15 protein-coding genes are annotated in these 18,866 nt (G+C 61.4%); 5 read left to right on the top strand and 10 right to left on the bottom strand.

Features of this window, described 5'->3' with window-relative positions:
* Positions 1-51 precede the first annotated feature (51 nt).
* Together ACP2AV_RS13995 and ACP2AV_RS13990 are read left to right on the top strand one after the other, a co-directional pair.
* Complete coding sequence (locus tag ACP2AV_RS13995; RefSeq protein WP_426373399.1) at positions 52-2,226, top strand: RNA degradosome polyphosphate kinase; 2,175 nt, start codon at positions 52-54, stop codon at positions 2,224-2,226.
* A gap of 125 nt (positions 2,227-2,351) precedes the next feature.
* The gene (locus ACP2AV_RS13990) at positions 2,352-3,845 is read left to right on the top strand and encodes a Ppx/GppA family phosphatase (RefSeq protein ID WP_426373443.1); all 1,494 of its coding nucleotides are present in this window, start codon (positions 2,352-2,354) and stop codon (positions 3,843-3,845) included.
* A gap of 3 nt (positions 3,846-3,848) precedes the next feature.
* Here ACP2AV_RS13990 and ACP2AV_RS13985 read toward each other — a convergent pair whose 3' ends face one another.
* The 4 genes from ACP2AV_RS13985 to scpA form a co-directional block, all read right to left on the bottom strand.
* The gene (locus tag ACP2AV_RS13985) at positions 3,849-4,874 is read right to left on the bottom strand and encodes an endonuclease/exonuclease/phosphatase family protein (RefSeq protein ID WP_426373398.1); all 1,026 of its coding nucleotides are present in this window, start codon (positions 4,872-4,874) and stop codon (positions 3,849-3,851) included.
* A complete protein-coding gene (locus ACP2AV_RS13980; RefSeq protein ID WP_426373397.1) occupies positions 4,874-5,569 on the bottom strand; it encodes a TerB family tellurite resistance protein in 696 nt (231 codons plus the stop codon). Before ACP2AV_RS13980 ends, ACP2AV_RS13985 begins: the two co-directional genes overlap by 1 nt.
* Before the next feature lie 41 nt (positions 5,570-5,610).
* On the bottom strand, positions 5,611-6,096 hold the full coding sequence (locus ACP2AV_RS13975) for an N-acetyltransferase family protein (protein ID WP_426373442.1): 486 nt from the start codon (positions 6,094-6,096) through the stop codon (positions 5,611-5,613).
* A 268-nt stretch (positions 6,097-6,364) separates the two neighbouring features.
* Positions 6,365-8,494 (bottom strand): methylmalonyl-CoA mutase, encoded by a 2,130-nt coding sequence (gene scpA / locus ACP2AV_RS13970; protein ID WP_426373395.1) that lies wholly within the window; start codon positions 8,492-8,494, stop codon positions 6,365-6,367.
* An 89-nt stretch (positions 8,495-8,583) separates the two neighbouring features.
* Here scpA and ACP2AV_RS13965 point away from each other — a divergent pair, with 89 nt between their 5' ends.
* Positions 8,584-9,039: a DUF4174 domain-containing protein gene (locus ACP2AV_RS13965; protein ID WP_426373394.1), complete on the top strand. Its 456-nt coding sequence runs from the start codon at positions 8,584-8,586 to the stop codon at positions 9,037-9,039.
* Positions 9,040-9,041: 2 nt separating this feature from the next.
* Here the strand turns inward: ACP2AV_RS13965 and ACP2AV_RS13960 are convergent, their stop codons facing one another.
* The 6 genes from ACP2AV_RS13960 to ACP2AV_RS13935 form a co-directional block, all read right to left on the bottom strand.
* Positions 9,042-10,577 (bottom strand): hypothetical protein, encoded by a 1,536-nt coding sequence (locus tag ACP2AV_RS13960; protein ID WP_426373392.1) that lies wholly within the window; start codon positions 10,575-10,577, stop codon positions 9,042-9,044.
* Complete coding sequence (locus ACP2AV_RS13955) at positions 10,574-12,574, bottom strand: acetyl-CoA carboxylase biotin carboxylase subunit (protein WP_426373391.1); 2,001 nt, start codon at positions 12,572-12,574, stop codon at positions 10,574-10,576. The genes ACP2AV_RS13960 and ACP2AV_RS13955 overlap by 4 nt, the downstream gene beginning before the upstream one ends.
* A 125-nt stretch (positions 12,575-12,699) precedes the next feature.
* Positions 12,700-12,906: a hypothetical protein gene (locus tag ACP2AV_RS13950; protein ID WP_426373390.1), complete on the bottom strand. Its 207-nt coding sequence runs from the start codon at positions 12,904-12,906 to the stop codon at positions 12,700-12,702.
* Positions 12,907-13,255: 349 nt separating this feature from the next.
* The gene (locus ACP2AV_RS13945; protein ID WP_426373441.1) at positions 13,256-13,600 is read right to left on the bottom strand and encodes a hypothetical protein; all 345 of its coding nucleotides are present in this window, start codon (positions 13,598-13,600) and stop codon (positions 13,256-13,258) included.
* A 304-nt stretch (positions 13,601-13,904) separates the two neighbouring features.
* On the bottom strand, positions 13,905-14,315 hold the full coding sequence (locus ACP2AV_RS13940; protein ID WP_426373388.1) for a DUF6497 family protein: 411 nt from the start codon (positions 14,313-14,315) through the stop codon (positions 13,905-13,907).
* A gap of 3 nt (positions 14,316-14,318) precedes the next feature.
* Entirely contained in the window at positions 14,319-15,851 is a 1,533-nt protein-coding gene (locus ACP2AV_RS13935) for an acyl-CoA carboxylase subunit beta (RefSeq protein ID WP_426373387.1), read from the bottom strand.
* Between the two features lie 283 nt (positions 15,852-16,134).
* On the opposite strand from ACP2AV_RS13935, the gene ACP2AV_RS13930 reads away from it, so the two are divergent.
* The gene (locus ACP2AV_RS13930; RefSeq protein WP_426373386.1) at positions 16,135-17,352 is read left to right on the top strand and encodes a multidrug effflux MFS transporter; all 1,218 of its coding nucleotides are present in this window, start codon (positions 16,135-16,137) and stop codon (positions 17,350-17,352) included.
* 51 nt (positions 17,353-17,403) lie between these two features.
* Positions 17,404-18,801 (top strand): helix-turn-helix domain-containing protein, encoded by a 1,398-nt coding sequence (locus ACP2AV_RS13925; RefSeq protein WP_426373385.1) that lies wholly within the window; start codon positions 17,404-17,406, stop codon positions 18,799-18,801.
* Positions 18,802-18,866 lie beyond the last annotated feature (65 nt).

Genomic DNA, 18,866 nt, shown 5'->3' with positions numbered 1-18,866 from the left:
CTGCCAATACCTTGTCACACCTTTTTCACGTGCTTCGCGCAGAACGGCGTCATGACCCAAACTGATTTCCTGAACGCAGACCTTCCCGCCCCCGTCACACTGGACAACGTAGACCTGTCCGGCCCCGCGCGTCTGTTCAATCGAGAACTGAGCTGGCTGGCGTTTAACTGGCGTGTCCTGGAAGAGGCGGAAAACCCCCGCGTTCCGCTGCTCGAACGGGTGCGGTTCGTGTCGATTTCGGCGACCAACCTTGACGAATTCTATACCGTCCGGGTCGCGGGGTTGCGCGAATTGCACCACAACGGGGTGACGACCCCTTCGGACGATGGTCTGTCGCCTGTCGAACAATTGGCACAGATCAACGATGACGTGCGCCAGCTCATCGAAGCGCAACTGTCGACCTGGAAGACCCTGCGCGCCGAAATGGCCGATCAGGGCATCGTGATCTGCGAACGCGGCGATCTGTCCAAAGAGGATCTGAAACACCTCAAGAAGGTCTTCATGGAAAACGTGTTTCCGGTCCTGTCGCCGCTGGCGATTGACCCGGCGCATCCGTTTCCGTTCATCCCGAACCTGGGCTTCGCCCTTGCCCTGCAACTCAAACGCACGCGCGACGGGCGCGATCTGCAGGCGCTCTTGCCCATTCCGCACCAGATCGACCGCTTTATTTCCCTGCCCGCAAACGGCACTGACCTGCGGTTCTTGCGGTTGGAAAGCCTGCTGCTGCTGCACATCGACAGCATCTTTCCCGGCTACGCGCTGGATGGCACCTGCACCTTCCGCATCCTGCGTGACAGCGATCTGGAAGTCGAAGAAGAGGCCGAGGATCTGGTCCGTGAATTCGAAGTCGCCCTGAAACGTCGCCGGCGCGGCGAAGTCGTGCGCCTGAGCGTTTCGGCCGGCGCGCCCAAGGCGCTGCGCCGGTTCTTGATGGACCGTCTGCAGGTCGAAGACCATGAAACCATTGAAATGGACGGCATCATCGGGTTGTCCGATCTGTCCGAACTGGTGCTTGATGAACGCCCCGACCTGCTGTGGCCGCCCTTCACCCCCCGTGTTCCCGAACGCGTTCAGGACCACGAAGGGGACATGTTCGCCGCCATTCGTCAAAAAGACATGCTTTTGCACCACCCGTATGAAACCTTCGACATGGTGGTCCGTTTCCTCAACCAAGCGGCCAATGACCCCAACGTGGTGGCCATCAAACAGACCCTGTACCGCACATCGCGCGACAGCCCGATCGTCTCGGCGCTTTGTGATGCGGCTGAACAGGGCAAATCGGTCACCGCGCTTGTTGAATTGAAGGCCCGCTTTGACGAAGCCGCCAATATCCGTCAATCGCGCCGTCTGGAACGGTCGGGCGCGCATGTGGTTTATGGGTTCATCAACTACAAAACCCACGCCAAGATCAGCACCGTGGTCCGGCGCGAGGGCGACAAGCTGGTCACCTATACGCACTATGGCACGGGAAACTATCACCCGATCACCGCCCGCATATATACCGACCTGTCCTTCTTTACCTGTGACCCGGCCCTGGGTCGCGATGCGACCAAAGTGTTCAATTACCTGTCCGGGTATGCAGAACCTGCGGCTCTGGAAAATCTGGCGATCTCACCGATTTCGCTGAAACCACGGCTGATCGAGCTGATAAAAGCCGAGGCCGAATATGCCCGCGCAGGCAAGCCCGCGGAAATCTGGGCCAAGATGAACGCGCTGGTCGAGCCTGATGTGATCGACGCGCTCTATGCGGCCAGCCAGGCCGGGGTCCGTATCGATCTGGTCATACGGGGCATTTGCGGGCTGCGTCCCGGCATCAAGGGCCTGAGCGAGAATATCCGGGTTAAATCCATTGTTGGCCGCTTCCTGGAACATTCGCGCATCGTCTGTTTCGGCAACGGGTCAGGTCTGCCGTCCAAGAAAGCGCGGGTGTTCATTTCCTCGGCCGACTGGATGGGGCGGAACCTGAACCGGCGTGTGGAAACACTGGTGGAAACGACGAACCCCACGGTCAAGGCACAGATCGTCAGCCAGATCATGGCGGCGAACATGGCCGATGTCGCCCAGAGCTGGATCCTGGACGCGCACGGAACCTGGACGCGCCCCCCCATCGCCCCCGATGACCGTCCGTTCAATTGCCACCGCTTCTTTATGGAAAACCCGTCCTTGTCCGGGCGCGGGTCGGCCGGGGCGTCAGACGTGCCGGAATTGACCCATACCGAAGACTGAACCCGTATTGACGACTGCGCCGCGGGTTGGCAGTGTCGCCCGGCAGATAACGGGGGGCCGACGTGAGCCAAGCTGCCACCACCGAAGCGGATTGGGGCCCGTTCGGGCGACCGATCTTCGACGACATGATCGCACGCGGCCTGAATCGTGTCGGGGTTGTGGACGTCGGATCGAACTCGGTCCGGCTGGTTGTGTTCGACGGGGCGGCCCGAAGTCCGGCCTATTTTTACAATGAAAAGATCCTCTGTGGGCTGGGCGCGGGGCTGGGTGAAACCGGCCGCCTCAACCCTGATGGCAAACGGCGCGCCCTGGCCGCGATCAAACGGTTTCAACTGCTGGCAAGGGCGATGAACCTGGCCCCCCTGACCGCCGTCGCCACCGCCGCCATGCGCGAGGCCGAGGACGGCCCGGTGTTTCGCAAGCAGATCGAAGAAGAAACCGGCCTGAAACTGTGGGTCATCGACGGCGAAGAAGAAGCCCGACTGTCTGCACAAGGCGTGCTGCTGGGCTGGCCGGGCGCCTATGGGTTGATCTGCGACATTGGCGGGTCATCCATGGAATTGGCCGAATTGCACCATGGGCGGGTGGGCAAGCGCGTATCCTCGCCGCTGGGGCCGTTGAAACTGGCTTCGGTCAAAGGCGGGAGCAGGGGGCTCAAGACCCACATCGCGGCCGAACTGGACAAGCTGGCCGACGTGATGGGCACGCACTACAATCGCATCTTTCTTGTCGGCGGGTCGTGGCGTGCCATCGCCCGCGTCGACATGGAGCGCCGCGCTTACCCTCTGCACGTTCTGCACGAATACCGCATGACCCCGAAGTCGGTGATCGACACGGTCAAATATATCCGGGCCGCGGATCTGGGTGAACTGCGCGCGCGGACTGGCACGTCCGAGGCACGGATGGCCTTGGTTCCAACCGCGGCCGAAGTGTTGCGCCAGATGGTGCGACGCTTCAAACCCAAGGGCATTGCAATTTCGGCCTACGGCATCCGCGAAGGCATGCTGTATGAACAAATGCCGCGCGAATTGCGCGACCGCGACCCCCTGATCGAAGCCTGCCGCTTTGCCGAACACAAGGACGCGCGCATGCCCGGATCGGGCAAGGCGCTGTTTCGCTTTCTGCGCCCCCTGTTTTCCGGCTGGAACGACGAAAAACTGCGGATCGCACGGGCGGCCTGCCTTTTGCATGACGTGACATGGCGCGCCCATCCCGACTATCGCGCCGAGGTTTGTTTTGACAACGCGACGCGCGCCAATCTGGGCGGCCTGACCCATCAGGAACGCGTCTTTCTGGGGCTGGCGCTGCTGCACCGGTACAAGAGCTCGCGCAAGGGCACGCCGTTTGAACCCCTGTTCGACCTGCTTTCGGAAAAACAGATCAACGAAGCCGAGGTTCTGGGCCGCGCCATGCGGTTCGGCGCCATGTTTTCGGTCGAAGCGCCAGACAGCATTGCCAATCTGCGCTATTTTCCCAAAAAGCACATTCTCGAAATGCGGCTGGACAAGGATTACCAGTGCTTGTTCGGCGAAGTGGCCGCCGCGCGCTTTGCCGCACTGGGCGCGGCACTGGGCGCCGAGACCGTGGTCAAGTTCCGAACCTTGCGCAAGGCGACCTAGGCGCTAAAATTCGATATCCACCGACACCGGGAAATGATCCGACGCGGTCAGCAGCGCATCGCGCAACTCAGGCACCGCGTAAATCCCCGGATCGTCAAAGGGATGCCAGATGCGCCAGACTGCCCGCCGCGCCACCAGATCCGGGCTGAGCATCACATAATCGAGCAACGCCTGAAGATAGCATTTTTCCGATGAAATATAGAACCGCGCCGATGTCGGCCGGGCCCCCATCTTTTGCGACATGATCAAACGCGCGTGCGGGTCCAGCAAGCGCGGCCCGTCACCTTCGCCGATCACGATTTCCAGCCCGGATCGTCCGAACAGCTTTTCATATTCGTCCAACCCCGGACCGTCATTGAAATCGCCCAGAACAATCAGCGACTCGCCCGCATTCAAATGCGCCTCGATACGCTCGCGTAGCCATATGCATTGGGCAAGGTGCTTGCGCCGATTGGCAATGGAAATTCGCGTCATTTCGTCGGGTGTATCAGCGCCGTGCGGGGCCTTGGACTTGGCGTGAACACCGATCATGCGAAATTCGAACCCGCTGGCCAGATGCGTCACCAGCGCTTCAAGTGGCGGCTTGGAAAAGCGCACGACGTCAAGCGTCGCGTCGATATCCAGATCGATGCGATAGGTGCCGTCAAACCTGGGGGATTCACCGGCCCTTTGCGACCCCGGCGCGCCCATCGGATCGTGTTTCGCCGACAAAACGTCGGGATCATAGAGCAGCGCGATTTCTTGTTCGGTTTCATTGGTAAAACCGATCAGGGCCTTGCGCGCGCGCAGCCCGGCCCAAGCGGCGAACAGCTCTAGCCGCTGCTGACCGATGGCGGCGGTATGGGCGTTCGGGGCTTCGATAACCATGATTGCATCCGCATCCAGCGCGGTGAACACCTTGCCAAGCGCTTCGAGCTGCTGGGCGCGGGTCACATTGTAGCGCCGGGACCAATTGTCATCGGCAAGCAAACGGTTGTCGCGCGAAAACAACTCGTCGAACCATTCGGTGTTGTAAGTCGCGATCCGCATCACGCCGGCTTGTCTTCCAACCGCAGGGCTTGCACCTCGTCCCATGCGTTGTTGATACAGATCAGCCGATCTTCGGCCAGTTTGACCGCTTCGGGCGGGACGCCGCGCGCGGCAAGCGCATCGGGGTGCGTGTCGCGCACCAACGCGCGATAGGCTGCGCGGATGTCGGCCATCGGCGTGTCCGGATCCACGCCCAGTACTTCGAACGGGTCGGCCCGACCACCGGGCACGAAACGGGCGCGCATGGCGCGAAACCGACGTTCGTCGATGCCGAACAGCTCTGCCACACGCGCAAGATACATGTCTTCGCCGGGGTGGTACTCACCGTCGGCCATCGCGATGTGAAAAAGGCCTTCGATCACGTCGCACAGCGTTGCCGATCCCGGCCCGAACATGCGCGCGACCCGGGCGGCGTAATCCTCGTATCCGGCGACGTCGGTGCGGGCCATGTTGAACACGCGGGCGGCATTTTGCTCTTCGCCCTTGGGAATAGAAAACACCTCGCGGAAGGCCATGACCTCGTCGCGGGTGACCTGTCCGTCGGCCTTGGCCATCTTTGCCCCCAGGGCTATGACGGCGATGGCGAAACCGACCCGCTGTTCAGGCGGTGTGCGCAGTTTGTCAAAGACATTCGCCAACCCCTCGCCCGATCTAAGGGCGGCAAGGGCATCAGCTATACGTGACCAGAGCGACATGTCCCCAACCTAACGCTGCCGCGCAGAATTGTCAGGCGCGATCACAGGAATTTCTGCATCAAAACCAGATCCAGCCAGCGACCGAATTTCCACCCGACCTGCGGAAGGCGCCCCGCTTGCCGATAGCCCAGACGGGCATGAAACGCGATAGAGCCTGCGTTGTCGGCGTCGATCCCTCCGAACATCGAATGGTGTCCGGCAGCGCGTGCGTGATCTTCCACCGCGGCCATCAAAACCCGCCCGACGCCCTGCCCCTGCGCCGCCTCTGCCACATAGACCGAATGCTCCATCGTGTGCCGATACCCGGAGTTGTTGCGAAACTGGTCATATGTGGCATAGCCCAGCACACCGCCCGCCCCTTCGGCTACGAAAACTTCGCGGCCATTGGTTCGGCGCGCAGCGATCAACGCCCCCCAGTCGGCGGCGCTGCGGTTTTCGTCGGAAAACGACGCGGTACTGTTTGCGATGATCGGCGTCATGATAGCGATCAGCGCTGGAACATCGGGAGCTTTGGCGGGGCGCAGTATCATTTGACAGCCGTTTTCATGGGGGCAAAGAAGCCTTGGATCAAAATGCCACGCGCCGACAGGTCAGTGCGGATCGCACCGGAAAGTCATCGGCCAAGCGACTGGCAAAACAGCGCCCAGACGCGCAATTGACAGGCCCACACCTGACGCGACGTGGCACGCGCCAGACCGCCGGGGGCGAAACAAGGTGGGGCGGCGTCTCCTCCTCAGGCGCCGCCCCGATTACGGTTCGGGTCTTTCTCCGCAAACCGTATTTCTACGCACCTGCTCAGGATGCGCGGATCTTCCGAACCAGCTTCAGGATGTCCTTGGCCGCTTCGGGAATATTCGTTCCGGGACCGAAGATGGCCTTGACGCCCGCATTGGTCAAGAAGTCATAGTCCTGCTGCGGGATGACCCCGCCACAGATCACGATGATATCTTCCGCACCCTGGTCCTTGAGCGCTTGGATCAGCTTGGGCGCAAGCGTTTTGTGCCCTGCCGCCTGACTTGAAATTCCGACGATATGCACGTCGTTGTCAATGGCATCTTGCGCAGCTTCTTCGGGGGTCTGGAACAGCGGGCCGACGTCCACATCGAACCCGATATCCGCAAAGGCTGTTGCAATCACCTTGGCACCGCGGTCGTGACCGTCCTGGCCCATCTTGACGACCAACATGCGGGGGCGGCGGCCTTCTTCTTCGGCGAAGGCTTCCACGTCCTGCTGGATCGCGGCAAACCCTTCGTCACCCTCATAGGCGGCGCCGTAGACACCGGCCAGCGTCTTGACCTCGGCGCGGTGACGCCCGAATTCCTTTTCCATTGCCATGCTGATTTCCCCTACCGACGCACGCGCGCGCGCAGCTTCAACGGCCGCTTCCAACAGGTTCCCGCCTTCCTTGGCCCGGCGGGTCAGTTCGGCCAGCGCGGCGTCGCAGGCGGCCTGATCCCGCGTGGCGCGCATTTTTTCGAGCCTTGCGATCTGGCTTTCACGCACGGCCACGTTGTCGACGTTCAGAATGTCGATCGGGTCTTCTTGGTCCTTGCGGTACTTGTTGACCCCCACGATGACTTCTTCGCCGCGGTCGATCATGGCCTGACGCTTGGCGGCCGTTTCTTCGATCCGCAGCTTGGGCATACCGCTGGCAACGGCTTTGGTCATACCGCCCATCTCGTCGATTTCTTCGATCAGCGCCAGGGCCTTGGTGGCCAGTTCTTCGGTCAGGCTTTCGACGTAGTAACTGCCCGCCAGCGGGTCCACCACGTTGGTCACACCGGTTTCTTCCTGCAAGATCAACTGGGTGTTCCGCGCGATACGGGCGGAAAATTCTGTCGGCAGCGCAATGGCTTCGTCCAGTGCGTTGGTGTGCAGCGACTGGGTGCCGCCCAGAACAGCGCTCATCGCCTCATATGCGGTGCGGATGACGTTGTTGTAGGGGTCTTGCTCTTGCAAGCTGACGCCCGACGTCTGGCAGTGTGTGCGCAGCATCTTGGACCGATCCGACTTGGCGCCGACATCGTCCATGATCTTCCACCACAGTTTACGCGCGGCGCGCAGCTTGGCTGCTTCCATGAAAAAGTTCATGCCGATGGCAAAGAAAAACGACAGCCGCCCGGCGAACTTGTCCACGTCCATGCCTGCATCAATCGCGGCCTTCACGTATTCCTTGCCGTCGGCCAACGTAAACGCCAGCTCTTGCACAAGGTTCGCGCCCGCTTCTTGCATATGGTAGCCCGAAATCGAGATCGAGTTGAAACGCGGCATTTCGTTTGACGTGTATTCGATGATGTCCGAAATGATCCGCATCGATGGTTCGGGCGGATAGATATAGGTGTTGCGGACCATGAATTCTTTCAGAATGTCGTTCTGAATGGTGCCCGACAATTGCGCGCGATCCACGCCCTGTTCTTCGCCTGTGACGATGAAATTGGCCAGAATCGGGATAACCGCGCCGTTCATTGTCATCGACACCGAAATATCGCCCAGTGGGATACCGTCAAACAGGATTTTCATGTCCTCGACACTGTCGATGGCCACGCCCGCCTTGCCCACATCGCCAACGACCCGTTCGTGATCGCTGTCATAGCCGCGGTGGGTGGCCAGATCGAAAGCGACCGACACACCTTGCTGTCCGGCAGCCAGGGCCTTGCGATAGAATGCGTTGGATTCCTCGGCGGTGGAAAAACCCGCGTACTGGCGGATCGTCCAGGGACGGCCAGCGTACATTGTGGCCTTGACCCCGCGCGTGAAGGGCGCCTGACCCGGGATCGTGTCGGTGTCCAGCCCGTCGATGTCATCCGCCGTATAAACCGGCTGTACATCGATGCCTTCCAGCGTGTGCCAGGTCAAATCGTCCACGGGCCGCCCGCGCAGTTCCTTTTCGGCGATGGATTTCCATGTGCTCTTGACGTCGCTCATTGACTGCAACTCCTTTGCTTGGGCGGATGCGCCGCCCCTTCGATTTTGGCACGGGCGACCCTATATTGATCGGGCAACCCGGAGGTTCGATGAAAAAGACACTTCTTGCCTTGTGCTTGTCTGCGGCGGCTTTGCCCGTCGTGGCCCAGGCCATAGATGCCGACTTGCCCGCTGCGGCCGATCCCCTTGTGTGGGAACCGGTTGCGGCTGAAGGGCTGACGCTGGCGCAATTCAAATGGGTCGCGCGGCCGATTGTCGTCTTTGCCGACAGCCCGTTCGACCCAGCCTTTGTGCGCCAGATGGAGCTGTTGGAAGCCCGGGCGAACGAATTGGCCGAACGCGACGTCGTGGTGATCTACGATACCGACCCGGACGCGCGCAGCGATATCCGAACCGACCTGCGCCCGCGCGGCTTTAGCCTGGTTCTGATTTCCAAGGACGGTCAGATCGCCCAACGCAAACCGTTCCCATGGGACGTGCGCGAGATTGGTCGCGCCATCGACAAGATGCCGATCCGCAAGCAAGAACTGAGGGAAGCGCGCTAGGGTCATGAGCCCACCTCGGGCGCTTCGAAAAATCGCACGCCTTCGGGCAGGGTCGGCGCGAACTGCGCCAACGCCGATCTGAGCGGGGCCACGGTTTCGGCGCGCGTGGCGTAGAACTGCATGGCATCGCCGCCCAGAAATCCGCGCGGGTATTTCAGTTGCAGATCGCCCAGCTTGGTCCAACCTTCAAAGGCGCCGTCCAGATGATCCGCGTATATCATCGCCAGTCCGGCCCCGTCGGCGCGCACCAGATCACTGGCCCACGCCCCTTGGCCAGCCAGCCGAGCTTTGCGCGCGGTGTCTGATGCCAATCCCCAGATATCAAGCACGTGGTTTGGGTTCTGCCACGCGATCCGCCCCACATCGTTCGCGGCCACGTCATGGGGGTAATAGTCACGAATGAACCGTGCCATTTGCGCGTGTTGCAAGTATATGCCGCGCGGCGCCCAGAACCCCACGCGCGCAAAATCCATCGTGTATGCCGCGCCCATGACGGCCAGAACAGCGCCGCTTCCCCAGACCATAAGCGGGCGCAAGGCGGTTTGGAACGGCGCAGTCGCCAACAGGGCGCCAGCCAGGGTCAGCGCGACGTAGCCTTCGTAGCGGTTCAGCCACCCCACCTGCCCCAGAAACAGATGCGCCACCCCCGCCAGCCCGGCAACCAGGGCGATTGTGCTACTGGTCCGGTCATCGGCGCGCAGCCCGGCCAGCAGGGCAAAAAGCGTCATCAGACCAAGCATTATGCCCGGCACCGTTTCCATGTTATTGGAAAATGTCGCCATCAGCCGGTCAGCCAGCGACGCGTCCGCCATGCCGCCATCGCCTGTTTTCGCCATGACCGATGACGGCAGCGGGCCAATCCCGCGCGCCGTCAGGAATGCGATGAACCCGGCCACAGGCACCAAGGCCGTCGCGGCCAGACCGACCGCCGGAATGACCCCGCGCAAGAAGGCCACGGCCACTGCCGCCAACAGCGCCAAGCCCAACCCTTCCAAGCGAAGCGCCGGCGCAAGAAACACCCCGGCCACCAGCATCAGCCCGATCCCGCGCCCCTGTGCCACGCGCAAAACCCCGAGCAAAATCGCCAGCGAGGCGGCGGCATGCAGCGTGTGCTCCATCCCGGTGAAGGCAAGGCCGGGCAGGTTCACCGCCAACGGCGCCAGGGCCGCCAGCCACACCGCGCGCGGGAAACGCGCAGCGAACCCGCTTTCGATCATGATACGCGCAAAAAGCCATGCGGCGGCGACCAGACCCACCATATTCCAGACCAAAGGGGCCAGTTGCCAATCGGCCATGGGCGCCAGCAGCAAGGGATAGAGCGCCGAAGACGCCGCGCTGGCGTATTCACCGGGATTGATCCCATAGCCCCCGGCCGCGATCTGTTCGCCAATCGCCAGGTGAATATAGGGGTCGTCCAGCGGGTATTCGAACACCCACCCCGCCTTTGCCACCGCTGCGAGTTGCATCGCAGCGAAGACGGCCAAAGAGGCCGCGATGGTGACAAGCACCACACCGATCCCTCTGGCCGACTGGCTCATTCGAATTCCATGATCACTTCGTCAACCGCAAGGCTGTCGCCCGCCCCTGCATTGATCTTGGATACTGTGCCCTTTTTCTCGGCGCGCAGGATGTTTTCCATCTTCATCGCCTCGATGGTGCAAAGCGCTTGGCCTTCTTGAACCTCGGCGCCGACCTCGATGTCGATCTTCACCACCAGGCCCGGCATTGGGCACAGCAGCAACTTGGACGTGTCGGGTGGCAGTTTTTCCGGCATCAAGAGCGACAGTTCGTGTTGACGCGGCGAGCGCACATAAACCTTGAGTTCGGCTCCGCGCACGCGGATCGTGAACCCGTTGGGCAGCTTGCCCACCTTCATCACCAGCGGCCCGCCGTCAATGTCGACCACGGCCAGCGACATGCCTGGCACCCAATCCGATGCTGCGCGCAATTTGGTGCCATCATCGAAGTGAATGGTCGAGCCGTCGTGATCGGCTTCGATCCGCACCGGATAGCTTTCGCCCTGCAGCGACACCACCCATTCGTTTCCGACGGTGCGTTCGTGGTTGTCCATCCGCCCGGACACGCGGGTGCGCCGGATTTCAGTCACCCGGTACATCGCCGCGCAGGCCGCAGCCACGCGGCGCAACTGGTCGCCGCCCAGGGTCACGCCTTCGAAACCTTCGGGGTATTCTTCTTCGATGAAGGCCGTTGTGATGTCACCTGATACGAATTTCGGATGATCCATGACAGCCGACAGGAACGGCAGGTTGTGGCCAATGCCTTCGACTTCGAAACTGTCCAGCGCGACACGCATTTCCTCAATCGCCTGCGCGCGGGTCGGCGCCCATGTGCACAGTTTGGCGATCATCGGGTCGTAGTACATGCTGATCTCGCCGCCTTCGAAAACGCCGGTATCATTACGCACGGCGCCTTCGGGGGTATGGCGTTCTTCTGGCGGGCGGTATTTGCTCAACCGACCAATCGACGGCAGGAAGCCGCGATAGGGGTCTTCCGCATAGAGCCGGTTTTCAATTGCCCAACCGTTGATGCCGATGTCCGATTGCTCGAACGCCAGTTTCTCGCCCCAGGCGACGCGGATCATCTGCTCGACCAGGTCGATGCCGGTGATCAGTTCGGTCACAGGGTGCTCAACCTGCAGGCGGGTGTTCATTTCGAGGAAATAGAAGTTGCGATCGCCATCGACGATGAATTCGACCGTCCCGGCACTGCAATAATCCACCGCTTTGGCCAGGGCCACGGACTGTTCGCCCATTGCCTTGCGGGTGGCTTCGTCAAGGAAGGGCGACGGGGCCTCTTCGACGACCTTCTGATTGCGCCGCTGGATCGAACATTCGCGTTCGTTCAGGTAAATCGTGTTGCCGTGCTTGTCGCCCAGCACCTGGATTTCGATGTGGCGCGGTTGGGTCACGAATTTTTCGATGAAAATCCGGTCGTCGCCGAAACTGCTGGCCGCTTCGTTCTTGGAGCTCTGGAACCCTTCGCGCGCCTCGTCATCGTTCCAGGCGATGCGCATACCCTTGCCGCCGCCCCCGGCCGAGGCCTTGATCATCACCGGGTAGCCGACTTGATTGCTGATCTTGACCGCTTCGTCGGCGTCTTCGATCAGGCCCATGTACCCCGGCACGGTGCTGACCCCAGCTTCTTGTGCCAGTTTCTTCGACGTGATCTTGTCACCCATCGCCTCGATCGCGCTGGCAGGCGGTCCGATAAAGGCGACCCCTTCCTTTTCGAGCGCTTCGGCAAACAGCTTGTTTTCGGACAAGAAGCCATAGCCGGGGTGGACCGCCTCGGCGCCGGTCTGGCGGACGGCGTCCATGATCTTGTCGATCACGATGTAAGACTGGTTCGCCGCAGGCGGGCCGATATGGACCGCTTCATCCGCCATCTTGACGTGCAGCGCGTTCTTGTCGGCATCGGAATAGACGGCCACCGTCTGGATGCCCATCTTGCGCGCTGTCTTGATTACGCGGCAGGCGATTTCGCCCCGGTTTGCGATCAGGATCTTCTTGAACATGTCCTGTCCCTTCCTTTCAGTCCCAGTTGCCCGGCGCTTTGCCGCGGCTCAAACAGAAAAAGGCCACCGGGCCGGAAAGCCCGATGACCTTGCGATGTCGGTTGCGCCCGCAGGCGCGGGGCAGATCAGTTGCAGCGCGTCGGATACTGCTGGCAGTAAAGCACGTTGCCCGCGGCGCCGATTGCGGCGCCCGTAGCGACGTCGCCGCCCGTGACGGCACCCGCAGCCGCGCCGGCGCCGGCGCCCATGAGGCCTTGTTCAAGCGGCGAGTCACCACAGGCGGCCAAACCGGTGAGTGCCACGACACTGACGATCCAAATTGATTTACGCATTGTTCTTGCCCTTCTGCTTCGTTTTGTCCGGACGCAATCACGTCCGGCATATGAAAGGCAAACGCGAATTGCCCCAATTGGTTCCCATCGGCAACGTTCCGCCCATCCGCACAGGCAAAAGAATGGAGAGGTCTGACCCGGGAATGGCCAGACCTCTCCGAAGGGGAAGGGTAACGGTTTTGACAATTTGTGCCGGCGCGCTTGCTGGAACACGCCATCACATTCTCAGTGTGCTGGCCGCGCGTGGTCGGCGCAATAGCACACGTCGCGATTGCGGCCCTGTCGGCTATTTTCCGCTCAGGTTGACGCAAGGGAAGGGGAACTTCGCTCAGACCTTCTCGCAAAACGGTCATTCGAACACCTCGGGGAAGCTGGCGCGCGCCACATTGACGTCAATTCGCATCAACGCCTGATAGCTTTTCGTATCGAACGGATCCTCAGCGGGAATCACTTCCCGCCCCCACAACCAACTCAACCGTCCCGCGTCCAGATTGCCGCGTTCGAACGGTTCGTCGCCGAAATAGTCCCACAGCGCCTTCATGAACCCTGCATCGGCCCGGCGGTCGGCCGGGCGACGATCGGCATGGCGTTCGCGCCGGGTCAGCGGCGTGATTCCCTTGGGGTTGGCGCGCCGGATTATGAACTGCGCGTCCGTTCCCGGCAGGCGTCCGGGAAAGCCCCGGTGTTTGGTCATCGGCGGAAGGGCCATCAGATGCGCCCCCGTTGATCGTTCCCACCAGACAGCTGGGCCGGACCCGCGGCCGTCAGACAAGCCCCCCGCATCCAGGCCCCCTGAGTCCAAGCGCCCGCGATCATGCGCCGCATTTTTCCCGCCGTGGTCCGGTGGCGGGATGACAAAGCCCGGGCGCGCAAACGCCGTGGCGACAAGTCCGGCCCATTTCGCCGATCCCATCCCCTGACGCCTTGGTTACCGTCGCACGTCGCCATGCCACGATAGCAAGTTGCCATCCGATCGAGATCGCGGGAATGCCTGACCATTACAGGCCCTCCCACAGACAAACGCCAGCGTCAGGGCGGTAGGCTTCGAAGATCTGCGCAACGCCCGGTGCCGGTTCGCCAAATGGCACCTTCGCCTGCGCCAACGACACGACGATCATCGCGGGCTGCGGCCCGATGTCCGGCACGCGCGGCAATGCGTAGGTTTCACAAAGGAACGCCATGTCGGCTTCGATCTCCTGGTAGTCCGTCGTTTCAATCGTTTCGGCCAGCCACGGGGCAAGGAACCTGAACCGTATCGTCAGCCCGTATCCTTTGGCATCCGAGATAACCTCGTGAAAGGTCACCCGATGGCCGCTGGGCAGAATGATCGGCTCGACCGTGCGGGGGGCCAGATCGGCCCCTGCCCGGCCAGCTACCAGAACGGCAATGACGGCCAGGCGCGCCCACATCGATCAGAGCGGGATGTTATCGTGTTTTTTCCATGGATTCTGCAGCTTTTTGTTCCTCAGGCTGGCAAAGGCACGGCTGACCCGTTTGCGAGTACTGCGGGGTTGGATCACCTCGTCGATGAACCCTTTTTCCGCCGCCACGAACGGATTCGCGAACCGGTCCTCGTAATCCTTGGTGCGGGCGGCGATCTTGTCCGGGTCGCCCAGTTCGCTGCGATAGAGGATTTCGGTCGCGCCCTTGGCACCCATCACCGCGATTTCGGCGGTGGGCCAGGCATAGTTGAAATCGCCCCGCAGGTGCTTGGACGCCATCACGTCATAGGCACCGCCATAGGCCTTGCGGGTGATGACCGTGACCTTGGGCACCGTCGCCTCGCCATATGCGAACAGCAGCTTGGCGCCGTGTTTGATAACCCCGCCGTATTCCTGGCTGGTCCCAGGCAAAAAGCCCGGCACATCCACGAAGGTCAGGATCGGGATTTCGAAGGCATCGCAGAACCGCACGAAGCGCGCGGCCTTGCGGCTGCTGTCGATGTCCAGGCAGCCTGCCAGAACCATCGGCTGGTTGGCCACAACGCCAACGGTTTGCCCTTCGAGGCGGATGAACCCGGTGATGATGTTCTTGGCGAAATCTTCCTGGATCTCGTAAAAATCGCCTTCGTCCGCGACCTTCAGGATCAACTCCTTCATGTCGTAGGGGGTGTTGGCGTTGTCGGGGATCAGGGTGTCGAGGCTTTCGTCAATCCGATCGGGCGCATCAAAGAACGGGCGAACGGGCGGCTTTTCGCGGTTGTTGAGCGGCAGCAGATCGACCAGGCGGCGCACTTCGGTCATCGCTTCGACATCGTTTTCGAATGCGCCATCGGCGACCGAGGACTTGCGCGTATGGGTCGATGCACCGCCCAGTTCTTCGGCGGTGACCTGTTCGTTGGTGACGGTCTTGACCACATCGGGGCCGGTGACGAACATATAGCTGGTGTCCTTCACCATGAAGATGAAGTCGGTCATCGCCGGCGAATAGACCGCGCCGCCCGCACAGGGGCCCATGATCACACTGATCTGCGGCACCACGCCCGAGGCCATGATGTTGCGCTGAAACACGTCTGCATACCCGGCGAGCGATGCGACACCCTCTTGAATACGTGCGCCGCCCGAATCGTTCAGCCCGATCACCGGCGCTCCGTTTTGAACGGCCATATCCATGATCTTGCAGATCTTTTGCGCGTGGGTTTCCGAAAGCGATCCCCCGAACACGGTAAAGTCCTGGCTGAACACATATACCATGCGACCGTTGATCGTGCCCCACCCGGTGACCACGCCGTCACCGGCAGGGCGCTCTTCTTCCATGCCGAAATCGGTGCAGCGGTGGGCAACGAACATGTCGAATTCTTCGAAGCTGCCTTCGTCCAGCAGCAGATCGATGCGTTCGCGGGCTGTCAGCTTGCCCTTTTTGTGCTGACTGTCGATACGGTGCTGCCCCCCGCCCAAGCGGGCCTGTTCGCGGCGGTCATGCAATTCGCTGATGATGTCTTTCATGGGGCGGCCTCCTGAAAACGTTTGGCGCAATCTACGCGGCCAAGGCAAGTCAAGGGAAGAGACATTCGGAAAATTTGCAAACACTTGGCAGGGCGAGTCAGGCAAATTGCAAATTCGCTAATCGCGACGGCGGCCCGCTCTTTTTCCCATCATCCCATTTCCCCCGACATACCCCTGCCCCGCCCAGCCCTGCACACACCCCCGCAGAGGTTTCCAAAAGTCTGCGCATCGGCGCACAGTCAAGCCGATGGACAGCCCCCAAACCGGGGGCTAGGTCAAACATATGTCTGACAAGCCCAAGGTCCGGTTTCTGGATCGAAACACCCCGCCGCATATTGCGACACTGGTCATCATGACCGGGATGTCGGCGATGGTCATGAACGTGTTTCTTCCCGCCCTGCCCGAAATGGCCCAGTATTTCGGCACCAGTTATGACGTTGTGCAGCTGTCAGTGGCGCTCTACCTGGCCGTCAGTGCAAGCTGTCAATTGGTCATCGGCCCGCTGTCAGACAACCTCGGCCGGCGGCCCGTCATCATGGGTGGCATGGCGATATTCATCGTTGCCAGTCTAGGGTGCATTTACGCACCGTCGGCCGGTGTCTTTCTGTTTTTCCGGATGCTGCAGGCCACCGTCGCCGTGAACCTTGTGCTGTCACGCGCCGTGGTGCGCGACATGTTCCCACCCGAACGTTCGGCGGCCATGATCGGCTTTGTCACCATGGGCATGTCCCTTGTTCCCATGTTCAGCCCGATGATCGGGGGCGGATTGACCAACACATTCGGCTGGGCATCGAATTTCTGGCTTATGGCCATCGGCGGAACATTGACCCTGGCGCTGGTCTGGGCGGACCTGGGCGAAACGAATGTCTCTCGTGGACTGAGCCTTTCGCAGCAATTCGCTGAATATCCCGCATTGTTGCGCTCGGCCCGGTTCTGGGGCTACGCAGCAGCAACCGCGTTTTCGTCGGGGGCCTTTTTTGCCTTTCTTGGCGGCGCCCCTTTTGTCGGTTCGACGCTCTTTGACATGGCCCCGGCCGAGCTGGGCTTCTGGTTCGGCGCCCCCGCCAGCGGCTATCTTCTGGGCAATTTCACCACCAGCCAACTGGCGGAACGCGTCGGGATCAACCGCATGATCCTGACCGGCTCAATCATCGCGGCGCTTGGGGTTGGGGTGTCGCTGCTCTTGTTTGAAAACGGATACGGGTCGCCGATCAACTTCTTTGCCCCCATGGCGCTGGTAGGGTTCGGCAACGGCCTGGTGATCCCCAATGGCACCTCGGGCGTGTTGTCGGTGCACCCGCATCTGGCAGGCACGGCGTCGGGGTTGGCCAGTGCGCTGATGATCGGCGGCGGGGCGGCGCTGGCGGCCATCGCAGGCGCATTGCTGGGCCCGGGAACGGGCGCTTTCCCGTTGCTGTTTCTCATGTTGCTGGTCTGCCTGCTGGGTGTCGCGGCAATCCTGTCGGTAATGCACCGCGAGAAAAGATTGGGGATTGCCTGACGCAATTTGCAAAGGCTACACAGCCTTACCGCAAATCTGCAAAGGTGTCCGATGGCGCAACAGAAACTCTATGCCGGTGCAAAGCTGCGTGAAACCCGCGTGCGACTTGGCCTGACCCAGAAAGCATTTGCCCAGAGGTTGGGCGTATCCTTGCCCTATCTGAACCAGATGGAGAACAACAACCGTCCGGTATCGACCGGCGTTGTTCTTGCACTGGCACAGGAATTCGGGTTCGACGTCACCGAACTGTCTACGGGCGATGCGGAACGGATGGTCACGGATATGCGCGAAGCCCTGGCGGATCCGATCTTTGCCGAAAACGCGCCGCCCCTTGCAGACCTCAGGCTGGCAGCGTCGAACGCGCCGATGCTGGCACGGGCGTTTCTGGCGCTGCACCGGGCCTATCGGCAGAATTCCGAAAGACTGGCGTCGCTGGACGAAGCGCTCGGACGCGAGGGCGTAACCCATCAGCCGAGCGCATGGGAAGAGGTGCGCGACTTCTTTCATTATTGCGACAACTATATTGATGCGGTCGACCGCGCAGCCGAACATTTCGCAGCGCCCGGCGCCACACCGCGCGACGTCATCGCCGCCGCCCGCGACGTTTTTGCGGCCCGCGGCATTGAAATCCGCCACGACGACAGCGGCACAATTCGGCACTTTGACGGCAAAGTGCTGCATCTGTCCACGCGCGTGGCCGGCCCGACGCAGCGATTTCAACTGTTGCACCAGTTGGCGCTGGTCTCGCAGGACAAACTGTTCGAAGCGACGCTGGATCTGGCCCGGTTCCAATCGGAAGAGGCGCGCGCCATCGCCAAGATCGGCCTGGCCAACTATTTCGCCGGCGCGGCCATGATGCCGTACCAGGCCATGCTGTCGGCCGCGAAAGACACCCGCCACGACCTGGAACGATTGGCCGACATTTTCGGCGCGTCGATCGAACAGGTGGCCCATCGCCTGTGCACTTTGCAGCGACCCGGCGCAAAAGGGATCCCGTTCTTTTTCGTGCGGGTCGATCAATCAGGCACCATAACCAAGCGCCATTCGGCGTCGCGGTTTCAGTTCGCCCGCTATGGCGGGGCCTGCCCCCTTTGGAACGTACACCAGGCGTTCGAAACGCCGGGACGGTTCCTGCGCCAGTTGGCTGAAACGCCGGACGGGGTCCGGTATTTGTCGATTGCGCGCGATGTGTCCAAACCCGGTGGGTCCTTCCACGCGCCCACCCAGCGATACGCGATCGCCCTGGGCTGCGAAGTGCAGCATGCCGAGCAGCTGACCTATGCGGATGATCTGGACCTGACCAAACCCAAAGCCTTCGAGCCGATCGGGATTTCCTGCCGCATTTGTGAACGCGACCAATGTCACCAGCGGGCCGTGCCGCCCGTGTCCCACAGGCTGCATGTCGATCACAATGCGCGCGGCGTGGTGCCGTATGAAATCGCCCGATAAACCGGAAACCGGCCCACCCAAACCGGGTATCCAATCACCCGGCACAAAAGCGCCGGCGCCTTTTT

The organism is Aliiroseovarius sp. PTFE2010, assembly GCF_049943335.1.
In the GTDB taxonomy this organism is placed as follows: Bacteria; Pseudomonadota; Alphaproteobacteria; order Rhodobacterales; family Rhodobacteraceae; genus JBNFVY01.
This window is presented reverse-complemented; position numbering and strand designations above follow the sequence as displayed.

Bases quoted from the DNA above. Each gene is read 5' to 3' on its own strand.
- ACP2AV_RS13995 (WP_426373399.1), top strand. From the start codon at position 52: ATGACCCAAACTGATTTCCTGAACGCAGACCTTCCCGCCCCCGTCACA.
- ACP2AV_RS13990 (WP_426373443.1), top strand. From the start codon at position 2,352: ATGATCGCACGCGGCCTGAATCGTGTCGGGGTTGTGGACGTCGGATCG.
- ACP2AV_RS13985 (WP_426373398.1), bottom strand. From the start codon at position 4,874: ATGCGGATCGCGACTTACAACACCGAATGGTTCGACGAGTTGTTTTCG.
- ACP2AV_RS13980 (WP_426373397.1), bottom strand. From the start codon at position 5,569: ATGTCGCTCTGGTCACGTATAGCTGATGCCCTTGCCGCCCTTAGATCG.
- scpA (WP_426373395.1), bottom strand. From the start codon at position 8,494: ATGAGCGACGTCAAGAGCACATGGAAATCCATCGCCGAAAAGGAACTG.
- ACP2AV_RS13965 (WP_426373394.1), top strand. From the start codon at position 8,584: ATGAAAAAGACACTTCTTGCCTTGTGCTTGTCTGCGGCGGCTTTGCCC.
- ACP2AV_RS13960 (WP_426373392.1), bottom strand. From the start codon at position 10,577: ATGAGCCAGTCGGCCAGAGGGATCGGTGTGGTGCTTGTCACCATCGCG.
- ACP2AV_RS13955 (WP_426373391.1), bottom strand. From the start codon at position 12,574: ATGTTCAAGAAGATCCTGATCGCAAACCGGGGCGAAATCGCCTGCCGC.
- ACP2AV_RS13950 (WP_426373390.1), bottom strand. From the start codon at position 12,906: ATGCGTAAATCAATTTGGATCGTCAGTGTCGTGGCACTCACCGGTTTG.
- ACP2AV_RS13945 (WP_426373441.1), bottom strand. From the start codon at position 13,600: ATGACCAAACACCGGGGCTTTCCCGGACGCCTGCCGGGAACGGACGCG.
- ACP2AV_RS13940 (WP_426373388.1), bottom strand. From the start codon at position 14,315: ATGTGGGCGCGCCTGGCCGTCATTGCCGTTCTGGTAGCTGGCCGGGCA.
- ACP2AV_RS13935 (WP_426373387.1), bottom strand. From the start codon at position 15,851: ATGAAAGACATCATCAGCGAATTGCATGACCGCCGCGAACAGGCCCGC.
- ACP2AV_RS13930 (WP_426373386.1), top strand. From the start codon at position 16,135: ATGTCTGACAAGCCCAAGGTCCGGTTTCTGGATCGAAACACCCCGCCG.
- ACP2AV_RS13925 (WP_426373385.1), top strand. From the start codon at position 17,404: ATGGCGCAACAGAAACTCTATGCCGGTGCAAAGCTGCGTGAAACCCGC.